This window comes from Streptomyces sp. NBC_00209 (assembly GCF_045206345.1).
Lineage (GTDB): Bacteria > Actinomycetota > Actinomycetes > Streptomycetales > Streptomycetaceae > Streptomyces.
The window spans coordinates 5,616,585-5,636,059 of the sequence record NZ_CP108121.1 but is presented as its reverse complement, the minus strand read 5'-3'; the positions used below and the strand labels follow the sequence as shown (position 1 = coordinate 5,636,059).

Annotated in this window: 19 protein-coding genes; 9 read left to right on the top strand and 10 right to left on the bottom strand. The window is 73.2% G+C overall.

Annotation, left to right across the window (positions count from 1 at the left end):
* Positions 1 to 2 precede the first annotated feature (2 nt).
* Together thpD and OG867_RS25585 are read left to right on the top strand one after the other, a co-directional pair.
* Positions 3 to 896, top strand: a complete 894-nt coding sequence (thpD, locus tag OG867_RS25590; RefSeq protein WP_406288813.1) for an ectoine hydroxylase — start codon at positions 3 to 5, stop codon at positions 894 to 896.
* Positions 897 to 987: 91 nt separating this feature from the next.
* The gene (locus tag OG867_RS25585) at positions 988 to 1,998 is read left to right on the top strand and encodes a VOC family protein (protein WP_406288811.1); all 1,011 of its coding nucleotides are present in this window, start codon (positions 988 to 990) and stop codon (positions 1,996 to 1,998) included.
* A 45-nt stretch (positions 1,999 to 2,043) separates the two neighbouring features.
* Here OG867_RS25585 and OG867_RS25580 read toward each other — a convergent pair whose 3' ends face one another.
* From OG867_RS25580 to OG867_RS25555, 6 genes are all read right to left on the bottom strand, one after another.
* Positions 2,044 to 2,997, bottom strand: coding sequence for an IS481 family transposase (locus OG867_RS25580; protein WP_331720360.1), 954 nt, complete (start codon positions 2,995 to 2,997; stop codon positions 2,044 to 2,046).
* 117 nt (positions 2,998 to 3,114) lie between these two features.
* The gene (locus OG867_RS25575; protein ID WP_406288809.1) at positions 3,115 to 4,176 is read right to left on the bottom strand and encodes an aminotransferase class V-fold PLP-dependent enzyme; all 1,062 of its coding nucleotides are present in this window, start codon (positions 4,174 to 4,176) and stop codon (positions 3,115 to 3,117) included.
* A gap of 69 nt (positions 4,177 to 4,245) precedes the next feature.
* Complete coding sequence (locus OG867_RS25570; RefSeq protein ID WP_328899585.1) at positions 4,246 to 4,944, bottom strand: DsbA family oxidoreductase; 699 nt, start codon at positions 4,942 to 4,944, stop codon at positions 4,246 to 4,248.
* Between the two features lie 113 nt (positions 4,945 to 5,057).
* Positions 5,058 to 5,546, bottom strand: coding sequence for a GNAT family N-acetyltransferase (locus OG867_RS25565; RefSeq protein WP_328899586.1), 489 nt, complete (start codon positions 5,544 to 5,546; stop codon positions 5,058 to 5,060).
* A 48-nt stretch (positions 5,547 to 5,594) separates the two neighbouring features.
* Positions 5,595 to 6,200 (bottom strand): DUF1349 domain-containing protein, encoded by a 606-nt coding sequence (locus tag OG867_RS25560; RefSeq protein ID WP_406288806.1) that lies wholly within the window; start codon positions 6,198 to 6,200, stop codon positions 5,595 to 5,597.
* Positions 6,197 to 7,717, bottom strand: a complete 1,521-nt coding sequence (locus tag OG867_RS25555; RefSeq protein ID WP_406288804.1) for an aldehyde dehydrogenase (NADP(+)) — start codon at positions 7,715 to 7,717, stop codon at positions 6,197 to 6,199. Before OG867_RS25555 ends, OG867_RS25560 begins: the two co-directional genes overlap by 4 nt.
* 167 nt (positions 7,718 to 7,884) lie before the next feature.
* Here OG867_RS25555 and OG867_RS25550 point away from each other — a divergent pair, with 167 nt between their 5' ends.
* The 7 genes from OG867_RS25550 to OG867_RS25520 all read left to right on the top strand — a co-directional run bounded on the left by OG867_RS25550 (position 7,885) and on the right by OG867_RS25520 (position 14,597).
* Positions 7,885 to 8,655 (top strand): IclR family transcriptional regulator, encoded by a 771-nt coding sequence (locus OG867_RS25550; RefSeq protein WP_405897149.1) that lies wholly within the window; start codon positions 7,885 to 7,887, stop codon positions 8,653 to 8,655.
* An 87-nt stretch (positions 8,656 to 8,742) separates the two neighbouring features.
* Positions 8,743 to 9,708 (top strand): hypothetical protein, encoded by a 966-nt coding sequence (locus OG867_RS25545; protein ID WP_406288801.1) that lies wholly within the window; start codon positions 8,743 to 8,745, stop codon positions 9,706 to 9,708.
* Positions 9,705 to 10,967 (top strand): sensor histidine kinase, encoded by a 1,263-nt coding sequence (locus tag OG867_RS25540; RefSeq protein WP_406288798.1) that lies wholly within the window; start codon positions 9,705 to 9,707, stop codon positions 10,965 to 10,967. The genes OG867_RS25545 and OG867_RS25540 overlap by 4 nt, the downstream gene beginning before the upstream one ends.
* Positions 10,964 to 11,623 (top strand): response regulator, encoded by a 660-nt coding sequence (locus OG867_RS25535; protein WP_406288796.1) that lies wholly within the window; start codon positions 10,964 to 10,966, stop codon positions 11,621 to 11,623. The genes OG867_RS25540 and OG867_RS25535 overlap by 4 nt, the downstream gene beginning before the upstream one ends.
* A gap of 100 nt (positions 11,624 to 11,723) precedes the next feature.
* Positions 11,724 to 13,169, top strand: coding sequence for a peptidoglycan D,D-transpeptidase FtsI family protein (locus OG867_RS25530; RefSeq protein WP_406288794.1), 1,446 nt, complete (start codon positions 11,724 to 11,726; stop codon positions 13,167 to 13,169).
* A 97-nt stretch (positions 13,170 to 13,266) separates the two neighbouring features.
* The gene (locus OG867_RS25525; RefSeq protein WP_328899594.1) at positions 13,267 to 13,854 is read left to right on the top strand and encodes a SigE family RNA polymerase sigma factor; all 588 of its coding nucleotides are present in this window, start codon (positions 13,267 to 13,269) and stop codon (positions 13,852 to 13,854) included.
* The gene (locus tag OG867_RS25520) at positions 13,851 to 14,597 is read left to right on the top strand and encodes a hypothetical protein (protein WP_406288791.1); all 747 of its coding nucleotides are present in this window, start codon (positions 13,851 to 13,853) and stop codon (positions 14,595 to 14,597) included. Before OG867_RS25525 ends, OG867_RS25520 begins: the two co-directional genes overlap by 4 nt.
* On the opposite strand, the gene OG867_RS25515 is transcribed toward OG867_RS25520, so the two are convergent.
* From OG867_RS25515 to OG867_RS25500, 4 genes are all read right to left on the bottom strand, one after another.
* A complete protein-coding gene (locus OG867_RS25515; protein ID WP_406288788.1) occupies positions 14,598 to 15,683 on the bottom strand; it encodes a pectinesterase family protein in 1,086 nt (361 codons plus the stop codon).
* Between the two features lie 68 nt (positions 15,684 to 15,751).
* Positions 15,752 to 17,086 carry a pectate lyase gene (locus tag OG867_RS25510; RefSeq protein ID WP_328899597.1) on the bottom strand — a complete coding sequence of 445 codons (1,335 nt, stop codon included), beginning with the start codon at positions 17,084 to 17,086 and terminating at the stop codon, positions 15,752 to 15,754.
* A gap of 62 nt (positions 17,087 to 17,148) precedes the next feature.
* Entirely contained in the window at positions 17,149 to 17,970 is an 822-nt protein-coding gene (locus OG867_RS25505; protein ID WP_406288785.1) for a rhamnogalacturonan acetylesterase, read from the bottom strand.
* Between the two features lie 106 nt (positions 17,971 to 18,076).
* Positions 18,077 to 19,411: a sugar ABC transporter substrate-binding protein gene (locus OG867_RS25500; RefSeq protein ID WP_328899598.1), complete on the bottom strand. Its 1,335-nt coding sequence runs from the start codon at positions 19,409 to 19,411 to the stop codon at positions 18,077 to 18,079.
* Between the last annotated feature and the right edge of the window lie 64 nt (positions 19,412 to 19,475).

The following is a 19,475-nucleotide window of genomic DNA, read 5'->3' as shown; positions in this document are numbered from 1 at the left end:
CCATGACCACCGACGTACGCACCGACCTGTACCCCTCGCGCGGCGCCGCCGAGATGACCACTCCCCGCCAGGACCCGGTCATCTGGTCCGCGCCGGGCGCGCCGGGTCCCATCACCGCCAGGGAACTCCAGGGCTACGAGCACGACGGCTTCCTGCCCGTCGAGCAGCTGATCAGCCCGGACGAGGTGGCCGGCTACCACGCCGAGCTGGAACGGCTGATCGCCGACCCGGCCGTCCGCGCCGACGAGCGCTCCATCATCGAACCGAAGTCGCAGTCCGTGCGGTCGGTCTTCGAGGTCCACCGGATCAGCGAGGTCTTCGCCCGGCTGGTCGCCGACGAGCGGGTGGTGGGCCGGGCCCGCCAGATCCTCGGTTCGGACGTCTACGTCCACCAGTCGCGGATCAACGTCAAGCCCGGGTTCGGGGCTTCGGGGTTCTACTGGCACTCGGACTTCGAGACCTGGCACGCGGAGGACGGTCTGCCGAACATGCGGACGGTGTCCGTGTCGATCGCGCTGACCGAGAACCACGACACCAACGGCGGGCTGATGATCATGCCCGGCTCGCACAAGTCGTTCCTCGGCTGCTCGGGTGAGACGCCGAAGGACAACTACAAGAAGTCGCTCCAGATGCAGGACGCGGGCACCCCGTCCGACGAGGCGCTGACGAGGATGGCCGACCGGCACGGCATCAGGCTCTTCACGGGCAGGCCCGGTTCGGCGACCTGGTTCGACTGCAACGCGATGCACGGCTCGGGCGACAACATCACGCCGTACCCGCGCAGCAACGTGTTCATCGTGTTCAACAGCGTGGAGAACGCCGCGCAGGAGCCGTTCGCGGCGCCGGTCCGCCGCCCGGAGTTCATCGGGGCGCGCGACTTCACCCCGGTGAAGTAGGGCCTTGGGAGGGGGTGGTACGGATTCCCGTGCCGCCCCCTCCGGCATATCTGGGTGGACCGGGGGCGGGGCGGGCGGGAACAGTGAGCGCATGACATCCCACGTAAAGCACATCACCATCGACTGCGCCGACGCCTACACCCTGGGCACCTTCTGGTCGGCCGTGCTCGGCGCCCCGCTCGCCGACGACGATCTGCCCGGTGACCCCGAGGCCCTGGTCGAATCGCCGGGCGCCGCCCTCCTGTTCGTCACCGTGCCCGACAAGAAGCAGACCAAGAACCGCGTCCACCTGGACATCCGGCCCGAGGACCGCACCCGGGACGAGGAGGTCGAGCGGCTGCTGGCCCTCGGCGCCACCCTGGTCGCCGACCACCGCAAGCCGAACGGCCGGGGCTGGGCGACCCTGGCAGACCCGGAGGGCAACGAGTTCTGCGTGGAGTGCGGCGCCGGTGAACGGGCCGCGCTCACCGGTACGCGGCTGCCGGTCACCGCGGACGACGTGACCGAGGCGGTCCGGCTGGCCGTCGACACGCTCGCCGCCGCCTCGGCCGCGGACTGGCGCGTCCCGGCCGGGACGCTGACGTGGGACTGCTGGGAGACCGCGGAGCACCTGAGCGACGACCTGTTCTCGTACGCCGTCCAGCTGGGCCCGCGTACGCCGTCGGTGGAGACCCACGCGCCCTACCACTACGCCCCCCGGCACGAGGGCGGCCCGTGGAACGCGGTCTCCGCCAACCCGGAGGCGGGTGTGGCGGGGCTGCTCCAGACCGTGGAGGCGAGCGGCGCGCTGCTGGCCGCGATGGTCCGTACGGCATCCCCGGCCACCCGCTCGTACCACGCGTACGGGGTCTCCGACCCGGAGGGCTTCGCGGCCATGAGCGTCGTGGAGACCCTGGTGCACGCCCATGACATCGCCTCGGCCCTGGGCGTCTCCTGGGAGCCGCCCGCCGGGCTGTGCGACCGGACGCTGGCCCGGCTCTTCCCCGGGGCGCCGGACGACAAGGACCGGTGGGCCGTGCTGCTCTGGTCCACCGGTCGCGCCGAACTGCCCGGCCGCGAGCGCGTGACGTCCTGGAAGTGGCGGAGCGCCCCGCTGGACTAGGGCCTGTCTGACCGTGCCCGGCAGACGGGAATGGTCAGACAGGCCCTAGGTGTACTGACCCGTGAGGTTAGGGACGCGGCTGGCGGGTGGTTGGCCCTTGAGCGCGGTGTGTCCGCGGTGGTGATTGTAGGTGTGGAGCCATCGCGAGTAGGCGTCACGCCGTTCGGTCTCGGTCCGATATGCCTTGGCGTAGGCCCACTCGTCCAGCAGGGTCCGGTTGAACCGCTCGACCTTCCCGTTTGTCTGGGGCCGGTAGGGGCGGGTGCGCTTGTGTGAAATGCCCTGTGAAACAAGTGAGTTGCGCCAGAGGTACGACGTGTAGCAGGAACCGTTGTCGGTCAGGACGCGCTGGACGGTGATCCCGGCGGCGGCGAAGTAGGCGTGGGCGCGCTGCCAGAATCCGACGGCGGTTTCCTTCTTCTCATCGGTGAGGATCTCGCTGTAGGCGAGACGGGAATGATCATCGACTGCGTTGTGCAGGAAACTCATGCCGGCGCCCGCCCGGTTCTTGCGGCCTGCTTGCCGGCCGAGGGCCTTGTGGCCGCCGCCGTCGGGAATGTTGCCGAGCTTTTTGATGTCGACGTGCACGAGGTCACCGGGGGCGGCATGCTCGTAGCGGCGGATCACCCGGCCGGTCGCTCGGTCCAGATGGGCCAGGCGGGCGAGTTTGTAGCGAGTCAGGACGCGGTGCACGGTCGCCGGGTTCAGCCCGAGCAGATAGGCGATGCGGGCTGGTCCCCAGCGCCGCAGGACACGGACCTTGATGATCCGCCGCTCGGTACGGGTCGGTGTCCGGCGCGGGCTGTAGTGGGGCCGGGAGGAGCGGTCGGTCATCCCGGCCTCGCCCCGCTCGCGGTAGCGCCCCGCCCACCGCTGAGCCGTGGTGGGCGAGACCTGGAAGCGCTCGGCGGCCCGGCGCAGAGGCCAGCCGTCCTCAACGACGCAGCGGGCCAGACGCAGACGCCCGGTCTCGGTCAGGGGTGCATTACGGTGGGGCATGAGGGCCTTCTGATCGTTCCGTGTAGATGTCGCAATCCACACCGAACCCGGAAGGCCCTCACTCGTTCAAGATCCCCAAGCCGTGGGATCCGTCACCAACCTCCATGGACAGAACACCTAGGCAGCGAGGATGTCGAGCGCGCGGTCCACGTCCGCCTCGGTGTTGTAGAGGTGGAAGGACGCGCGCAGGTTGCCGGCCCGGCCGGCGACCAGCACCCCGGCCCGCTGGAGCTCCGGTGCCCGGTCGCCGAGCCCGGGCACCGCGACGACGACGGTGTCCGCGGGGACGGTCGGGTGCCCGAGGGCCGCGATGCCGGCGCGGAAGCGGTCGGCGAGCGCGAGGGCGTGGTCGTGCAGGGCGTCGACGCCGATCTCGTGGAGCAGGGCGAGGGAGTGCTCGGCACCGTGGTACGCGAGGTAGACGGGCGGCTCGTCGTAGCGGCGGGCGTCGGCGGCGAGCTTGGTGACCGGTCCGTACACGCTGCCCCACGGGTCCTCGGAGGCGGCCATGCCCACGTCGACCGGCCGCACGTCCTCCTGCGCCTCCTCGGTGACGGTGAGGAACGACGTACCGCGCGGGCAGAGCAGGTACTTGAAGCCGCCGGTGACCGTGTAGTCGTAGGCCCCCGCGTCGAGCGGCAGCCAGCCCGCGGACTGGGTGGCGTCGAGCAGGGTGCGGGCGCCGTGGGCGGCCGCGGCGGCCCGGACCGCGTCCAGGTCGGCGCGGCGGCCGTCCGCCGACTGCACCGAGGAGAAGGCGACGAGCGCGGTGGACGGGCGCACGGCTCCGGCCAGCCCGTCCAGCGGCACGTACCGCATGTCGAGGTCGCCGCGGACCGCGAAGGGGCTGACGACCGAGCTGAACTCACCCTCGGGGGCGAGCACTTCGGACCCCGGGGGCAGCGAGGCCGCGATCAGCCCGACGTGGGCGACGACCGAGCTGCCGACGGCGACCCGGTCGGCCCCGACGCCGACGAGCCGCGCGAAGCCGTCCCTGGCGCGTTCCACCGCCTCGAAGTCGCCCGAACCGGCGCGGCGGCCGGAGGCGCCCTCCTCGGCGAGGGTCTTCACCGCGTCGACGGTGCGACGGGGCAGCAGCCCGCAGGTGGAGGTGTTGAGGTAGGTGGTCTCGGGCGCGAACTCGGCGGCGACGGCACGGCTGAGCGGGGAGATCGTCATGCGTTCAGCGTGAACCTTCGCCGATCTGGGGTCAATTGACAGAAATTCACGGCCGACCCCAAGCGATGCTTATGGGACCTCGCAGGCCCCGTCGGCGTCGCAGGCCGCCGCGTCGCCGGCGGCGGTCACCGGGCGGTCCTTCCACGCCTGTTCCAGCGCCTGGGCGAAGACCTCGGCGGGCTGGCCGCCGGAGATGCCGTAGCGCCGGTCGAACACGAAGAACGGCACCGCGTTGGCGCCCAGCTCGGCCGCCTCCTGCTCGTCGGCGCGCACCTCGTCGGCGTACGCCCGCGGGTCGGCGAGCACGGCGCGCGCCTCCTCGGCGTCGAGCCCCGCCTCGACGGCCATGTCCAGCAGGACGGCGTCGTCGAAGACGGACCGCTCCTCGGCGAAGTTGGCCCGGTAGGCGAGGGTCAGCAGCTCTTCCTGGCGGCCGCGGGCCTTGGCCAGGTGCAGCAGGCGGTGGATGTCGAACGTGCTGCCGTGGTCGCGGCCCTCGGCGCGGTAGCCGAGCCCTTCGGCCTGCGCGTTGGCCGCGACGTTGGCCTCCATCGAGCGGACCTCGTCCGGGGTGCGCCCGTACTTCCGCGCCAGCATGTCGGTGACCAGCTCGGTGTCGTCCTTGGCGCGGCCGGGGTCGAGCTCGAAGGAGCGGTGCACCACCTCGACGTCGTCGCGGTGGGCGAAGCCCGCAAGGCCCTTCTCGAAACGGGCTTTTCCGACATAACACCAGGGGCAGGCGATGTCGCTCCAGATCTCGACGCGCATGACTCTTCTTCTCTCCGGACTCATCGACGGCTGCGGCAGGCGCGGAGGCACCCTCCGCTCCCCGCCCAACGCGTGACGGGCGCGGGCCATTCCCGGGCCCGTGCCCGATGTGCTCAGCCTCTCCCCGGCGCTTCCCGCACCGCGAGGCGCAGCACCAGATGGTCGCCGTGCCGGGGCTTCTCCGGGTCGGCGACCCAGCCGCACGCCGAGTAGAACGCCTGGGCGCGCTTGTTGGGCTCGAAGACCTCCAGACGGGCGCACGTCACACCGCGCCGCTGCCAGTCGGCGACGCACGCGAGGTGCAGGGCGCTGCCGACGCCCTCGCGCCAGTGGGCCGGGGACACATGGACCTGCGAGAGGTGCGCGGAGCCTTCGCGTACGGAGTAGGCGGCGATGCCGACGAGGGCGCCGTCCCGTTCCACGCAGAGCACGGTGGCGTCGTCCCGGTCGATCGCCCCCGACCAGCCCTCCCGGGCCCGGCCCACCTCGGCCGGGCCCGCGTACTCCTCCTCGGCGAGATGGCCGCTGTAGTAGGTGGCCCTGGCCTCGGTGTGCAGGGTGACGATCGCGTCGAGGTCGTCCTGCGTCGCTGTACGGATCACGGTGGGGAGGACGTACGGGCCGGGGCGCCGGTTCCGGCGCCCCGGCCGTCAGCTGCCGTCGCGGAGGTCCGCCAGGCCCTCCGCCCGGAAGGCGATCCGGTCGAAGGTCACCTCGCAGCCCTCGCCCGTGGGCGACTGGGCGAGGAAGCCGACGGATGCGGTGGCCGCCTGCTCCGGGGTGCCGAGGGTGAAGACGCGGACGAAGGTCCACTTCTCACCGTCGGCCGAGGCGTGGAAGGCGAAGGCGTGTCCCGTACGGCTCAGGCGCAGCCAGTGGGTGTCGCCGTCCACGACGGAGGAGTTGACGTCGTCCGAGTGGCCCCGGGTGACCACCGTGCAGACGGTCGGGCGCTCCGGGGACAGCTCCAGGCAGAGCTTGGCCCACTCCCGGTCGCCGACGTGGAGGTAGAGCACGCCCGCGTCGAAGGCGGCGGCGAAGCCCACCTTCACCCGGGCGACGAGCTGGAAGTCGCCCGCCGGGGCGGCACCCAGCAGCCGGGGCGCGTCGCTCGCCGGGTCCAGGCTGTCGCCGCCCGGCGGGACGAAGCGGTCCTGGCGGGCGCCGGCGCGGCCGGTGAGTGCGCCGTTCCCGTACGTCCAGCCGCCGCCGGGGCCGTGCGGATCGAGCGCGAAGGGGAGTTCGGGGAGGTTCATGCGGGTCGTCCGTCCACGCGGCGGGGCAGGCCCAGCGGGTTGTCCTCGCGCAGCTCCGGCGGGAGGAGCGCTTCGGGGGTCGCCTGGTAGCTGACCGGGCGCAGCCAGCGCTCGATGGCGGTGGCGCCGACCGAGGTGGAGGTGGAGGTGGTGGCCGGGTAGGGGCCGCCGTGGTGCTGGGCGGGCGCGACGGCGACGCCGGTCGGCCAGCCGTTGACCAGGACCCGCCCGGCGAGTGGGGTGAGGGCGGCGAGGACGTCCGCGGCGCCGCCGTCGGCCTCCTCGGTGTCGATGTGGAGGGTGGCGGTGAGGTTGCCGGGGAGACGGGTCAGGACGGCGGTGATCTCGTCCTCGGAGGCGTAGCGGGCGACGACGGTGACCGGGCCGAAGCACTCCTCCAGGAGCGCGTCGTGCGGGCCCTCGGCGGTGAGCTCGCGGGCCGGGACGGTCAGGAAGCCGGCCGCGACGGTGTGCTCGCCGCCCGCGCCGGGGGTGACGGGCGCCTCGACCCCGGGGAGCGCGGCGCGCTCGGTGACCCCGGCGAGGAAGGCGTCGCGCATGCGGTGGTCGAGCAGGACGCCGGCCTCGGTGTCGCTGACGGCCTCGGTGAGCGCCTTGAGGAGGCGGTCGCCGCCCTCGCCCTCGGGGGCCAGGACGAATCCGGGCTTGGTGCAGAACTGTCCGGCGCCCATGGTCACCGATCCGGCCAGGCCCGTGCCGATCTCCTCGCCGCGCTCGGCGGCGGCGGCCTCGGTGACGACGACGGGGTTGAGGGAGCCCAGCTCGCCGTGGAAGGGGATGGGCGCGGGGCGGGCGGCGGCCGCGTCGAACAGGGCGCGCCCGCCGCGCACCGAGCCGGTGAAGCCGGCGGCGGCGACGAGCGGGTGCCGGACGAGGGCGACGCCCGCGTCGAAGCCGTGCACCAGGGTGACGACGTCCTCGGGCAGCCCGGTGCGCGCGGCCGCCCGGCGCAGGACCGAGGCGCAGAGCTCGGAGGTCGCCGGGTGGTCCGGGTGGGCCTTGACGACGACGGGGCAGCCGGCCGCGAGGGCGCTGGCGGTGTCGCCGCCGGGGACGGAGAAGGCGAGCGGGAAGTTGCTGGCCGCGTAGACCGCGACGACGCCGAGCGGGATCTTGTAGCGGCGCAGGTCGGGCCAGGGCGGGGTGCGGGTGGCGTCCGCGTGGTCGATGTGGATGTCGAGGAAGGCGCCCTCGTCCACGACCTCCGCGAAGGCCCGCAGCTGGGCCGCGGTGCGCGCGAGTTCGCCGGTCAGCCGGGCCGGGCCGAGGGCCGTCTCGGCGTCGGCGGCCTCGATGACGTGGTCCCCGGCCTCGGTGAGCAGTTCGGCGGCCGTACGCAGGAACGCGGCGCGCTTCGTGCGGTCGGCGAGGGACGCGCGTACCGCGTGGGCGGCGCGGACCGCGCGGTCGACCTCCTCCGCCGTGGCCTCCACCGCAACCTGCTCGCGCGGGTTCCCGGTGCGGGGGTCGACGCTCCAGACTGGTGCTGCTGCCACCGTGTTTCCTTCCGCTCCACTGCCGCACATCAGAAGTCGTCCGGTATAAGCTGTTCGGTATTCTGAACAGCGTTCCTGAACGTGAATGTGAAGCGACTCTATTTCCGGGCGTTCGGTGTTGGCAAGAAGTCGCAGTGTTTCGTCGGCGGGGTGAAAGGGGCAGGGCGATGTCGGTTCCCGAGTCGGGTGGGGCGCAGGTCAAGTCCGCGGTACGGACGGTCGAGCTGCTGGAGTACTTCGCGGGACGGCCCGGCATGCACTCGCTCGCCGCGGTCCAGGAGGCCGTCGGCTACCCGAAGTCCAGCCTCTACATGCTGCTGCGCACCCTGGTGGAGCTGGGCTGGGTCGAGACCGACGCGACGGGGACGCGTTACGGGATCGGCGTACGGGCGCTGCTGGTCGGCACCTCGTACATCGACGGCGACGAGGTCGTCGCCGCGGCCCGCCCCACGCTCGACCGGCTCTCCGACGACACCACGGAGACCATCCACCTGGCCCGGCTCGACGGCACCAACGTGGTCTACCTCGCCACCCGCCAGTCCCAGCACTATCTGCGCCCCTTCACCCGCGTCGGCCGCCGGCTGCCCGCGCACTCCACCTCGCTCGGCAAGGCGCTGCTGGCCACCTACAGCGACGAGCAGGTCCGCAAGATGCTGCCCGAGACGCTGCCCGCGCTCACCGAACACACCCTGACGGACCGGGAGAAGCTCATCGAGGAGCTGCACCAGATCCGCGAGCAGGGGTACGCGGTGGACCGCGAGGAGAACACGCTGGGGCTGCGCTGCTTCGGCGTCGCCGTCCCGTACCGCACCCCGGCCCGGGACGCCGTCAGCTGCTCGGTGCCGGTCGCCCGGCTCACGCCCGCGCACGAACAGCTGGTCAAGGACGCGCTGTTCGACGCGCGCGACCGGCTGACGCTCGCCACCCGCAGGCTCTGAGGCCCCGGTCCGTCTCCCCCGCGCGGCGGAGGCGGATCGTCATCGGGCAGGACGTGCGGGAGCGGGGCGCCGGGCAGCGTGGGGGCCATGACATCCGTCTCCGCCCGCACCGCGCTGCGCACCGTCGCCATCGTCTCCTGCCTGCCGTACATCACGCTCAAGACCGCGTGGGTGGCGGGCAGCCGCGTCGGGATCCCGGACGGCAGCGTGCTGCTGGACCACCGCGCCCTGATGGCCGTCACCAACGGCGGTTCGGTGCTGATGGACGGCGCGGTGGTGGTCCTCGCCCTGCTGCTCACCCGGCCCTGGGGGCTGCGGGTGCCCGCGTGGCTGCTCGCGCTGCCGATGTGGACGGCGACCGGACTGCTGCTGCCGATCATGACCGGCTACCCGGCGCAGCTGCTGGCCGGGGCGCTGGGCGGGGACACCGGCGGCGCGGAGGCCGCGGGCCGGCCCTTCCTGCACGCGTGGGTGTTCGGCGTCGTCTACGGCGGGTTCATCCTCCAGGGTCTGTCCCTGGGCGCGCTGTTCGTGCTGTACGCCCGTGACCGCTGGGGCCACCTCTGGCGGGGCACCCTGGGCGAACTGCCCGCGAGCCCGACCGCCCCCGCGCTGCGGGCCGCCGCCGTCGCCGCGTCGCTCCTCGCCCTGGCGCCCGGCACCGCGCATCTGCTCTGGGCGGCGGGCTCGACGGCCGGCCTCACCCCGGACCGGGCGGCCGGGCGGGACAGCGGCTTCCACGTGCTGGAGGCGGTGTACGTGCTGTGGATCGCGGTCGCCGTGGCCGGGGTCCTGCTGCTGGCCTTCCGCCGGTCCGCGCTGCCGCTGCGGGTGCCGCTCGCGCTGGCGTGGGGCGGGTCCGGGGCGACGGCCTGCTGGGGCGGCTGGCTCTGCCTGGCCGCGCTGGGCTCGGCCGGGGAGGCCGCGGAAGCGGCCACGCCCGGCATGGTGCTCACCTACGCTGTGCAGATGCTGGTCGGGACGCTGGTGGTGACCCTCGGCGCGTACTTCCTCGCGGAACGCGCGGCCGGGACGCGAGGCGCCCCGGCATGACCCCGCTCATACCCCGGCTGGTGGGCCGCCGTGCCCGGCTGCGGTGGCTGCACCTGATCATCGGCGGTGCCCTGCTGATGCCGTACTTCCTGGTCGGCACGGTGGCCGTCGGCCTGTACGCGCCCGGCGTCAACCCCTTCACCTCGCTCCCCGCCCAGCTCGCCGCCTTCGGTTGCGCCCTGCCGATGGCCGCCGTCACCGCGCTGCTCCCCACCGCCCGGCCCCTCTCGGTGGCCGCCGCCCGCGCGCTGTGCGGCCTGGCCCCGGACCGGCCGCTCGCGGACGGGCCCGCCGCCTCCCGGCAGGCGCGGGCGCGCTCGGCCGCCTGGTTCACGCTGCACGTCGGCCTCGGCGGGATCATCAGCGGGATGACGCTGGCGCTCGTCCCGTTCGCGGTCTGCGTGATGGCGCTGCCGTTCGTCCCGGCCCTCCACGAATCCGCCCTGGACGCCCGCCCGGCCCTGGACCACACCTGGGTCCTGGCCGCCGCGCCCCCGGCCGGGGCGGCCATGCTCGTCGCGCTGGCGGGGTGCGCGGCGGCGGCCGGGGCGCTGCTCGCGAACCGGGCGCCGGTGCTGCTCGGCCCGACCCCGGACGACCGGCTGGCCGCCGCCGAGCGCCGGGCCGCCGAACTGGCCGTGCGCAACCGGCTCGCCCGCGAGCTGCACGACTCGGTCGGCCACGCGCTCAGCGCCGTCACCCTCCAGGCGGGGGCCGCCCGGCGGGTCCTGGACAGCGACCCCGAGTTCGCCCGGCAGGCGCTCACCGCGATCGAGGAGACCACGCGGCGCACGGTCGGCGAACTCGACGCGTTCCTCGGCCTGCTGCGGCAGGACGGCGACGGGTCCGACGCGCTCGCGGGCCCCGGGCTCGACGCGCTCGGCGGGCTGCTCGCCCGGTGCGGGGTGCCCGTGCGCTACGAGGCCGACGGGAACCCGGGCGCGGTCCCCGGACCCGTCTCGGCCGAGGCGTACCGGATCGTGCAGGAGGGCCTGAGCAACGCGCTGCGGCACGGCGTCCCCGGGGCCCCGGTCCGGCTGCGCGTCGGCGTCGGCCCCCGCGAGCTGACGCTCGTCCTGGACAGCGCGCTTCCGCCCCGGCCCCCGGTCGCCCGCCCCGGCGGCGGACGCGGACTGACCGGCGTCGCGGAACGCGCCCTGCTGCTCGGCGGCGCCACCGAGGCCGGTCCCCGCGACGACGGCGTGTGGCGGCTGGCCGCCTGCCTCCCCCTGCACGCCCCCGCGAAGGAGCGCCGATGAGCACACCGGTCCGGATCGTCCTCGCCGACGACGAACGCATGGTGCGCACCGCGCTGCGGGCGATCCTGGACGCCGAGGACGGCCTGGAGGTCGTCGGCGAGGCCGCCACCGGCGCCGAGGCGGTCTCCGTGGTGCGGGCGCTGCGGCCCGACGTGGTGCTGATGGACGTCCGGATGCCCGAGACGGACGGCATCCGGGCCACCGAGCAGATCCTCGCCGGCCTCGACCCGGCCCCGCGCGTCCTGGTCGTCACCACCTTCGAGCACGACGCCTATGTGTACGAGGCGCTGCGCGCCGGGGCAGCGGGTTTCCTGCTGAAGCGGGCGGCGGCCGAGGAGCTGGTGCAGGCGGTCCGGCTGGTGGCGTGCGGCGACTCGCTGCTCTTCCCGTCCGCCGTGCGGCAGCTCGCCGCCGCGTACGGGACGCCCGTGCCGGCACCCGCCCCGCCGTGGGCCGCGCGGCTCACCGAGCGGGAGGCGCAGGTGCTGCGGCTGATCGCGGCGGGGCTGACGAACGCGGAGATCGCGGACCGGCTGGCGGTGGGCGCGGCGACGGCCAAGACCCATGTGGCGGCGGTCCTCGCGAAGACCGGGGCCCGGGACCGTACCCAGGCGGTGATCACGGCGTACGAGTCGGGGTTCATCACGCCGGGCTGAGCCCGTAGGGCCGTGCACGCCGTGGTCACCGTATGAGGAATCGGTGAGAAGCGGCACAACCGGGAACGACCCGCCGCATCCCGCTCGTCCACCGAGCGGGATGAACAAGACGATAAGGCGCGCCTCGGTCTTCTGTCTGCTGCTGGTCCTCGCCCTCCTCGGGCGGGCGACCTGGGTGCAGACGTACCAGGCCAAGGCGCTCGCAGACGACGACCACAACCGGCGGAAGACCATCGCGCAGTACGCGCAGCCGCTGGGCGACATCATCGTGGCCGGTTCGCCGGTCACGGGCTCGAAACGGACGGAGGGCAGCGATCTCGCGTACAAGCGCACCTACCGGCAGGGCGGCCTCTACTCGTCCGTGACCGGTTACAGCTCGCAGGCGTACGGCTCGACGCAGCTCGAAGGGATCTACAGCCATGTGCTGGACGGCACCGACGACCGGCTGAAGAGTCCGCTGGGCGCGCTGACGGGGAAGCGGTCCGCGCCCGGTGACGTGGTCACGACGATCGACCCGGACGTCCAGAAGGCGGCGAGCGACGCGCTCGGCGACGACAAGGGCGCGGCCGTGGCGATCGACCCGAGGAGCGGGCAGATCCTGGGCATGGTGTCCTCCCCGTCGTACGACCCGTCGGACATCAGCGGCACGAACGACGGCGACACCTGGTCGAAGCTGCTCGCCGACCAGGACAAGCCGCTCGTCAACCGGGCGCTGCGGCAGCCGCTCGCGCCCGGTTCGACGTTCAAGCTGGTCGTGGCGTCGGCGGCGCTGGAGAACGGCCTGTACGACTCCGTGGACGAGCCGACGAAGAGCCCCGTCCCGTACACCCTGCCGGGCACCAGCACCCCCCTGCGGAACGAGAGCGCGTCCGCCCCCTGCGAGAACGCCTCGCTGCGGGTCGCCCTCCAGTACTCGTGCAACAACGTCTTCGGCAAGGTCGCCGCCGATCTGGGCCAGGACAAGGTGCGGGCGATGGCGGAGAAGTTCGGCTTCGACGACGAGAAGCTCGACGTGCCGGTGCGGGCGTCCACGAGCGTGTATCCGGAGGACATGGACAAGCCGCAGACGGCGCTGTCGGGCATCGGCCAGTTCGAGGTGACCGCGACCCCGCTCCAGATGGCGATGGTCTCCGCCGCCCTGGCCAACGGCGGTGAGCTGGCCGCCCCGCACATGGTGTCGAAGGTGACCGACGGGGACGGCGGCACGCTGGAGGACTTCGCGGACGGCGACACGAAGCGGATCGTCTCCGAGGACACCGCGAAGCAGCTGCGCAGCGCCATGGTGACCGTGGTGGAGAAGGGCACCGGTACCAACGCCCGGATCGCCGGGGCCGAGGTCGGCGGCAAGACGGGCACCGCCGAGAACGGTGTGGACAACAGCAACACCCCGTACGCCTGGTTCACCTCGTACGCGAAGTCAGGCGGCCAGGAGGTCGCGGTGGCCGTGATCGTGGAGGACTCCGGTTCGACCGCGTCGGAGGTCAGCGGCAACGGGCTCGCGGCGCCGGTCGCCAGGAAGATGATGGAGGCCGCGCTGCGGCGGTAGACCCGTCCCCCTGTCGAAGCGCTTGCGGTACGCTCACGCCCCGGCGGGGGCGTATCCGGACGGGCCGGGCGTGCGAGCGCAGGGGGACGGGGTTGCCGTGGGCACAGCAGTCGACGATGCCGCCGCCGAGTTCCATGCGTTCTTCGAGGCCCATTACGCGGAACTGGCCCGCCTCGCCCATCTGCTGACCGGGGAGGCGGATGCCGCCGACGATCTCGCGGCGGACGCCCTGCTCGCGCTCTGGCACCGCTGGGACCGGGTCCGCGAGGCCGGGCACCCGGTGGCGTACGCGCGGGGCGTCGTCGCCAACCTGGCCCGGACGCGCATCCGCAGCGCGGTACGCGAGCGCCGCCGGATCGCCCTGTTCTGGGCGCCGCGCGGCGGCGCGGACGACGGGGCGGCCGAGGGGCCCGATGTGCCGGCGGTGGTGGATGTGCAGGAGGCGCTGCGCAGGCTGCCGTTCCGCAAGCGGGCCTGTGTGGTGCTGCGGCACGCGTTCGACCTCTCGGAGCGGGACACCTCGCTGGTGCTGGGGATCTCGGTGGGTACGGTGAAGAGCCAGACCTCGCGCGGCGTCGCGGAACTGCAGCGGATGCTGGGGGGCGTCTTGCCGATCAGGCCCGAGACGCCCGCCGCGCGGGTCCGGGTGGCCGTCGCGGCGCAGCGCAGCGGAGGAGACCGGTGAAGGACGAGGAGCTGCCCGGGCGGCTGCGGGAGGCCGCCGAGGCCCACCGCCCCGACCGGGCCCGGATGCTGGCCCGGATCGAGCGAGGGATGGCGGGCGACCGCCCGGCACCCCGGTCCGTGCGCCCGCCGCGCGCGGTGCGCCCGTGGCTGCGGGTGGCCGGGGCGACGGCGGCGGTCTGCGGGGTGCTGGCGGCCGGAGCGTTCGCGGTCACCTCGGCGGGCGACGACGCCCGGGCGCGCGGCGGGCGGGTGGCCTCGGCGCCCTCCCCCGGCCCGGACTCCCCCGGCCCGGACTCCTCCGCATCGGACTCCCCCGCCGCGAAGGCCCCCGGCGGACTGCGGCCCGAGGACGGTCCGCTGTGGGCCGGCGGCGTGGTCGACCCGAACAGCAACCCGTACTGGGCGCAGAGCAACGTCACCCTGCGGACCACCGAGCCGCTGTCCGCGCTCACCGTGGAGCTGCGGGTCGCCGAGACCGGCGGGGTGAACAGCACCGGATCCTGGCGCTCCCTGCCCGAACCGGACTTCACCGTGTCGGTGAACGAGAGCGGCGGCTTTCTGGTCTACCGGTGGACGCTGCGTCCCGGCCGGACCGTCCCGGCCGGGACGCATACCTTCGCCGGGCAGTACAACCACGCGGAGGGCGACCGGGACGCCACCGGCGACTCCGTGACCGCCCACGCGGTCCGCGCCTCGGGCGGGAAGGCGGCGGTGGGCGACCACTTCGGGCGGGCGCGGTGACTACGGCCGCCAGTCGCCGAACCACGCGGCCGGAGTGTGCGCCCGCGCCTCGGACGCCGTGAGCTGCGGGCGGTCGGCCGGGACGGTGACGCGCGCGCCGGGGCCCGTGTTGCGGTATTCCGCGAACCGTTGCTCCTGCCACGGGAAGCCGGCCGACATGGTGCCGTACGGCTCGTCCGTGTCGATGCCCGCGCCGAGGTGGCTGTCGCGCACCGTCAGCATGGGGTGCGCGGTGAGGTCCGAGGACGGCACCCAGGGGCGGGCCAGCTTGAAGTACCCGTCGGGGGCGGTGCTCGTGACGCGGGAGCGCAGGACCAGGAAGCCGTGCGCGTTGGCCCCGGCGGTGCTCGGCGCGAAGACGAAGCCGTGGGGAGCGGTGGCCAGGTCGGTGCGGACCAGGGTGCGGAAGTGGCAGTGGTCCAGGACCGCGGAGGCCCGTCCGAAGACGAAGTCGACGTCCCCTTCCACGTAGCAGTCGCGGTAGTACTGCCGGGCGAAGTCGGTGAGCGACGCCGAGTCCGCGTACAGCGTGTCCTGGTGGCCCAGGAAGCGGCAGCGGTGGAACGCCGAGCGGTCGCCGGTCACTTTGATGGCGACGGCCTGGGTGCCGGTGTAGTCGGGGTGGTCGGCGCGCAGCCAGTCGTTGGCGAAGGTCAGGTCGCGGGCGGTGAGTCCGGCGGGCCGGGCGGTGACCGTGGCGGACCCGCTGGTGCCGTAGGTGCCCGAGCCGTCGGGGCGCGGGGTGCCGTTGGCGTGGGCGTACACGATCACCGTGTCGCGCGGGTCGCCGCTCGCGCCGATGAGGGTGAGGCCGGTCCGGTCGGCGGGGATGTCGACGGTCTCCCGGTAGGTGCCGGGGGCGATGACCAGGGTGCGCCCGGGGCCGGTGGCGGCGTCCACGGCGGCCTGGACGGTGGTGTGGTCGCCGTGGCCGCGCGCGTCGACGTACAGGGTGGCGCGGTCGCGGCGGCGGGCGGGCGAGCCGTAGCGGCCGAAGGGGCGGCCGTGCGCGACGGCCGGCTGGGCGGTCCCGAGGGCGAGGGCGGACGAGGCGAGGAGGGTCAGGGCGGTGCGTCGGGTGGGCATGGGTGCTCCTTTGCGGGGGCGGCCTCCGCCGGCGCCCGCACGGCGCCGGCGGAGGAAGGGGCGGCTGGTCAGGCTCCGGGCAGCCGGCCCGCGCCCGCGCCGAGGCCCACGACGAGCGGCACGAGCAGCGGGTGGTCGATCCGGTTGCGCAGGGTCGGGGTCCAGCCGGCGCCCGTGGTCAGCTGCTCCTCGGGGACGCCCGCGTTGTGGACGGCGATCAGGTCGGTGCGGCGGCCGTTGACCCAGTTGTCGGAGGCCGTCAGCGAGGACTCGGACCACTTCTTGAGGATCTTCGCCTTGTCGAACTCACCGCTCAGCGTGAACGCGTTGTGCTCGGCGACCAGGTGGGACTCGGCGCCGATCCCGTACGAGTAGCCGTAGACGCTCCCCTTCGTGGCGACGAAGTGGTTGTTGTACGAGTCGACCTGGCCGAAGCGGACGCGGGGCGCGCGCTCGTTGACGTCCTTGAACAGGTTGTGGTGCAGGGTGACGCGGAGCTTGCCCCGGTCGGTGTCCCCGGCCTTGTCGCTGTTGCCGAGGAGCATCGTCTTGTCGTGGTCCTTGAGGACGTTCCAGGAGGCGGTGACCAGGTCGGCGCCCTTCACGATGTCGAAGAGACCGTCGTGCTGCTGGTACAGCTCGTTGAAGTAGCGGGGCTGGTCGGCGTCCGGGCGGTCCCCGTCGCTGAAGGTGTTGTGGTCGACCCAGACGTGGTCGGAGCCGTAGACGACGAGGTTGTCGTACTCCGAGTTCCAGTGGCCGGTGTCGCCGTCGGTCGGGTCCCACTGCGGGAAGCAGTCGTAGGTGTCCTCGAAGGAGATGTTGCGGACGATGACGTTGGAGACGTCCTGGATCTGGATCGAGGCGCCGATGACCGTGGCGTCCCTGCCGGTGCCGATCAGCGTGGTGTTGGACGGGACGTAGACGTTGACGGCGGCCTTCTGGAGCTTGGCGGAGGCGAGCCGGGCGTCCTCCATCGGCCCGGACGGGACCTCCTCGCGGCCCCAGGTGCCGGGGTCGTAGGCGGCGAGGTACTTGTCCAGGGTGTAGCCGTCGGTCTGGTACGCCTCGCAGTCGATCGGGGTGCCCTGGGCGTCGGCGTTGCCGTGGACGGTCCCGGCGATCCTGACGATCTTCGGCGCGTCGCCCGCGTCCTCGAAGGCGGCGATGAGTTCGGCGCGGTTGTGCACGGTGTAGACGTGGTCGGGCGTCGCGGCGGCGCCACCGGTGGTGGAGCCCTCGGCGGAGGCCCAGCCGTCGCCCTTGGCCAGGACGGCGCGGTCGACGCCCTTCGTGCCGCGGGGCTGCGGGGATGCCTGGGCGGGGACGCTCAGCGCGAGGGCCAGCGAGGCGCAGCCCATCGCGACGGCGATGGCGCGGGCACGGTTTCTGCGTGTGGACATGACAAATCCTCGGTTCTGGTGCGGGACCTGTGGAAGGGGAAGGACGGGGGGTGGCGCGGGTGTCAGGCGGCCGGCGGCCAGCTGATCCACGTCTCGGGCACGCGTGCGCCGAGCCGGCGCAGTTCACGCGGGGCGAGCACCCGCGCGTCGAGCAGGGCGCGGGCCGTCATCCGGGCGGCCTCGATCGCACCGGCGGGCCGGAAGTGGGTGTTGTCCTGCCGTCCGTCGGGGTAGTTGGGGGACTCGCCGGGCGCCAGCCAGTTGAAGTACGCCTCGGTGCCGTCGGGGCCGAGCTCCTGCCAGCGGTCGAGGGTGCGGGCCTGCATGTCGAGCAGGGGGACCCGCTCCTCGGCAGCCAGGGCGCGCATCGCGGCCGGGTAGTCGCCGTGGGTGGGCCTGGCGGTGCCGTCCTCGGCGAACCTGCGGCGCTCGACCGGGGTGAGCAGCACGGGCCGGGCGCGCCGGGCGCGGGCCTCGGCGATGTACCGGCGCAGGCAGTCCTGGTAGGTCGTGTAGGGGTCGGTGCCGCGCGCCGGGTCCTCCGTCTTCTCGTCGTTGTGCCCGAACTGGATGAGCAGCAGGTCGTCCGGGCGGACGCCGGGCAGCAGGGCGGCGAGCAGCCCCTCGTCGATGAAGCTCTTGGAACTGCGGCCGTTCATGGCGTGGTTGGCCACGGTGAGCCCGTGCCCGAGGAAGAACGGGAGGGCCATGCCCCAGCCCGTCTCGGGGGCGGCGTCGGCGTACTTCTGCGCGGCCGTCGAGTCACCCGCGATGTGCACGGTGCGGGTACGGGGGCGGGCGCCGTGCGCCGCGGCGGGGGTGGCGGCGAGGGCCAGGGGCAGCGCGGCGAGGGCGGCCGCGGTCTGTCTGCGGGTCAGTGACACGGTGGAGCTGCCTCTCTCGTGGGTGGGTACGCAGGAGGGCAGGGGCGGCGGGGCGGGGCGGGCCGTCCGCACGACGGTCCCGCGCCCGGCCCCGCACCGGGCCGGATCAGCCCTTGCTCCGCTCCTTCCACTCCTTCTGGGCCGCGTTCAGCTCGTCGGCCATCTTGTCCAGGAACGCCTTGGCCGTGACCTTGCCGAGCAGCAGCTTCTGGAACTCCGGCTCGTTGTCGGCCTTGCTGATGTTGTTCCAGTCGGGCAGGTAGTACGGCAGCTGCACGATCTTGGTGGAGCCGTCGGTGAGGGCCTTGGCGGCCAGCTCGGTCGGCGCGGCCTCGCTGATCCACGGGTCCTTGGCGGCCTCGGTGTTGGCGGGGATGGCGCCCGCGGACTCGTTCCACTTGCTGTTCGACTCGTGCGAGGCGGCGAACTCGATGAACTTCCAGGCGGCCGTCTTGTTCTTGCTCGCCTTGAACAGGCCGAGGCCGTCGACCGGGTTGGAGACCTGGACCCGGGTGCCGCCGTCACCGATCGGGTTGGGTATGCCGGCGAACTTGTCCTTGCCGAGGGCCTTCAGGTGGTCCTGGTAGGAGCCGAGGTTGTGGCTCAGCATGCCGATGGTGCCGGTGTCGAACTGGGCGACCATCTTGGTGAAGTCGTTGTTGACGTCGGCGGACGGCGTCGTCTTCTTGTAGAGGGCGGCGTACTTCTCCAGCGCCGCCACGTTCTTGGGGTCGTTGAGGGTGGTCTTGTCGCCGTTCCAGAACTCGGTGATCCCGGACTGCCCGTACGCCGCGTCGACGGCCTGGGCGATGGAGCCGGCGCCGCCCCGGATGGTGTAGCCGAACTTGTTCTTCTTGGCGTCGGTCAGCTTCCCGGCGGCCTCGTAGAACTTCGCCCAGGTGGTGGGCGCGTCGAGCCCGGCCGCCTCGAAGAGGTCGGTGCGGTACCACAGCGCGCCGTTGTTCGCGGAGGTCGGCACGGTGTACATCTCGTCGTCCCGGCCGGCCGCGTCCTTGACGCTCTCGACCATGCCCTCGACGAGCTTGCCGTTGAGCGAGGAGTCCTTGATCCGGTCGCCCAGCGGCTCCAGGGCCTCCTGCGAGACCATGTTGGCCAGGTAGGCGGTGCCGACGCCGCCGACGTCCGGCACTCCGCCGCCCGCGATGGCCGTGTCGTACTTGGACTGCACGTCCGCGATCGGGATCGGCACGTACTTCACCTTGATGTCCGGGTACTTCTTCTCGAAGTCCTGGATGATCTCCTTCCAGACGGCGGTGCGCGGACCGCCGTTGTTGTCCCAGAAGGTGATCTCGCCCTTGCCGCTGCCCTCGTCGCCGCTGCCGCTGCCGTCGTCGCCGCACGCGGTCGCCGTCAGGGCGAGCACCGCCGCGAGCGAGACGGCGGCCGCGGCGCGCCCCCGCTGCGTCTTCGAGATGTTCATGATCGGCTCTTCTCTCTCGGTTCTCTCGGGTCTCTCGGTTCGTACGCGTGCATGGGGGGTTGCG